Source organism: Clostridium sp. DSM 8431, from assembly GCF_900116755.1.
In the GTDB taxonomy this organism is placed as follows: domain Bacteria; phylum Bacillota; class Clostridia; order Clostridiales; family Clostridiaceae; genus Clostridium.
On the sequence record NZ_FPBY01000253.1, the window covers coordinates 1 to 3236 of the forward strand.

The following is a 3236-nucleotide window of genomic DNA, read 5'->3' on the forward strand; positions in this document are numbered from 1 at the left end:
AATAGTAATGGTTTATTAAGTGTACCCTTTTTTAAAAAATTACTTTTTAAAATTTTTTATTTTTTTGTATAACTGGTCTATGCATTAAAAAAAGAGCCTATTTCTCCCTAAAAAGGGACGAAAGACTCCGCGTTGCCACCCTAATTGATAGATTATTAATCTACCCACTTAATAAATTTAACGGTTTCCCGTTCTGCTCATCACAGACCCTCCGAGGTGGATTCATAACATTAAAATATTAGTTCACACCAGCCACTAACTCTCTTAAATATTAATTATTACTACTAGCCTCTTCAACGGTTTAATATTTCATTAATTTAAATATATAACACTAAAGTATTCCTTGTCAATAATTGACTCACTAAATTAATCCTTTTTTACTGTTCTTGTACAAAGTATATCTATGCCTGTATTTAATATATTTCTACAAATTATATCATTAACATTAATGGGAGTGCTTACATATATTCTTCCTAAAACTTTAGAAAACTCCACAAATAATTTTCTATCAACCTTTTCACTACTTTTCACTGATATAACTCGGTGTTTTGGATCACCTTTTACCCTTACTAAACTAGTAAAAATTTCTTCCATTTTAGTTACCCCCAATTCTACACTTCATCAAATTCTTTAATTCTACTTACCCAAATTCTTGAATTCTTTGAATCCTTAACAATTTCTATAGGCTTCTTATCCATTTCTCTAGCTAATATTTTTATCATTTTTCTAACACAATAAGAACCATGACAGCTTCCATGTCCAGCTCCAGTTCTTTTTCTTATACCTTGAACTGTACGTGCCCCTAAAGGTCTTCTTATAGCATCAATTATTTCACCTTCAGTTATTTGATTACACAAACAAACTATTTTTCCATATCTATTATCTAATGAAATTAATTCATTTCTTTCTTCTGTAGTCATATCTCTAAACTTATATATATCACGTCTTCTATCTATAAAATCCTTTTTTTCAGTAGAATTTAGATTTTTAGCAATAGAAGTACTAATACGCTGAGCAATTACAGGAGCAACCGTCATTTTTCCATAATGAGTTCCTGTAACCCTTATATATCCTTTATCTAATTTACTACTATCTATTACTATTGAATCGCCTTCATATACATCTTTAAAGATATTATTAATATTAGATTTACTTATCTCTGGTATCAACATTTTTCCATATTCTATTCCATCTTCAACAGTTAATACATTTGGATTTTTAATTCCTATAATTGTTCCACCTTCTAAATTAGGTATACTTAAAACAAAATTCTTATCATCTAAAACCTTTATAACTACCTTATCAAGAGAATTTTTTATACTTCCATCTACTAAGTAATAACTCATACTCTTGCCAGTTAAATTTTGTTCTTCTCTACGTTTGCTACTATTATCTTGTATATAAATCTCATCTGTAATAGTATTTACAACAACTCTGCAGGTAAATTTATTCTTAGTAGTAATTACTCTAAAGCCTTTATTTATATTACTTATATCAATAACTTTTTCTTCAAATCTAAAATTAACTCCATTTTCAGCAGCAACCTCTGCATATGCAATTGCTAAATCATAAGGTGCGATTATAGATACGTTTTCAGAGTATAAAACCTTTTTGACTGATTTATCTATATTAGGCTCTATTTTTAAAGCCTCATCTCTATCTAATAAAGTAACCTTATCTATATTTCTTTTTTTAGCTCTTTCATACATTAGCTCTAACTTTTTAACTTTTTTCTCTTCACTAGCAACTCTTATTGCTCCAACTTTTTTATATGGTACCTTAAACTTTTTACAAGCTTCTTCAATCAAATAGATACCTTCTTTTTCCCAAGAAGCCATCTGTGGATCTGACGTTTCAGAACCATCATAGATAACTGATGTATTTACAAAAGAAATATCATCTACTATATCAAAATCCCTTTCAATTAAAGCAATATTTAAATTATACTTTGACATTTCATAAGCTATCGAACACCCTACTATTCCTCCACCTAAAATCAATACATCATAATCCATATTATTACCACTCCATTAACAAAATTATTCTATTATAAAACCTTTTTCTTTTAATTCCTTTAGTATAGCATCCATATTTTCTTCTGTATCAGCTGTTAAAGTATGAATATGTACTCCATCAGTTAATAAAGATAATAACTTCACCTTATTTTCTTTATACTTTTCCATAAAGTTTTCTAAATCGTATAGATTCTTTATCATTAACATATCTTTTATTTCTCCGTATATTGGATGTTCTACAATTACATCTTCAACAATTCCACCGTACTTAATTATTATACTAAGTTCTTCATCTAATTTATCTTCATCATGATTTACAGCAATTACTTTTTGTATTCTCTTATCATCATTTTTTCCAATAATATATCCATCTGGAGTTGCTGTTATCAAATTTCCTTGTGCTCGTAATATAGCTATATCTTTAACTATTATTTGTCTAGTTACATTATATTTTTCTGCTAACCTAATACCTTTTATAGCCTTATTATCTTTTTTAAGATCACTTAATATATTTTTTCGTCTATCTATAGCACTCATTTTTTCCTCATCAAAATATTAATTATTATCATCACATCTTTTTATTATTTCTATATACTTATTTTGTCCATCATAAACATTATGGTGCTCTTCTATAGCTTCTAGAAATTCAAAATCATATTCGGTATTTATACTTTTTAGTAAAGCCACTGATTTTTTTGGATGATTATAATAAATATCAACCTTCTTATTATTCGTGTATCTTTTTAACTTTCCCCTAGTAAATTTATTTAAAATTACTAGTATAGATTTATCAATAACAGTCAAATTACCCTCTATTTTACCAATGTCATGAAGTAATGCAATCTTTGCTATTTTCTTTTCATCAATGTGCTTTAATTTTTTACTTTCTTTGAGTGCATCATTACAAACTCTTATACAGTGATGTTGTTCAGATTTTTTCATCCTTTTAAAGAAAACAATTTCATCTTCATCTAAATATTTATTTACTGTATTTAAATCAATTGGTTTAAAAGGAGTCGTTATTGACCAAATAAATTGTTTTATTCTATATAAAGACATAGCCCACATCTTCTCCTACTTATTTATCATCCTAATGATAGCATTTTTAAATAGTATTATCAAATTCAACATATCGAGTAGGTGAACCTCAGAAATATTTTTTTCTGAGGTCTTTCCTCTCACAGAACCGTGCATGCGGGCCTCGCACACGGCTCTTGATAA

Annotated in this window: 4 protein-coding genes and 1 other annotated feature; all 4 genes read right to left on the bottom strand. The window is 27.8% G+C overall.

The features are described 5' to 3' along the window. Positions 1–110: 110 nt before the first annotated feature. Positions 111–306: a binding site (T-box leader), on the bottom strand. A gap of 60 nt (positions 307–366) precedes the next feature. From BM384_RS16300 to BM384_RS16315, 4 genes are read right to left on the bottom strand one after another with little or no spacing between them, the layout of a single operon-like run. Then, positions 367–594: a DUF1667 domain-containing protein gene (locus tag BM384_RS16300; RefSeq protein ID WP_090015211.1), complete on the bottom strand. Its 228-nt coding sequence runs from the start codon at positions 592–594 to the stop codon at positions 367–369. 17 nt (positions 595–611) lie between these two features. Then, on the bottom strand, positions 612–2015 hold the full coding sequence (locus BM384_RS16305) for an NAD(P)/FAD-dependent oxidoreductase (RefSeq protein WP_090015213.1): 1404 nt from the start codon (positions 2013–2015) through the stop codon (positions 612–614). 24 nt (positions 2016–2039) lie between these two features. Then, positions 2040–2552, bottom strand: coding sequence for a transcription repressor NadR (locus tag BM384_RS16310; protein ID WP_090015215.1), 513 nt, complete (start codon positions 2550–2552; stop codon positions 2040–2042). Positions 2553–2570: 18 nt separating this feature from the next. After that, on the bottom strand, positions 2571–3074 hold the full coding sequence (locus BM384_RS16315) for an HD domain-containing protein (RefSeq protein WP_090015217.1): 504 nt from the start codon (positions 3072–3074) through the stop codon (positions 2571–2573). Between the last annotated feature and the right edge of the window lie 162 nt (positions 3075–3236).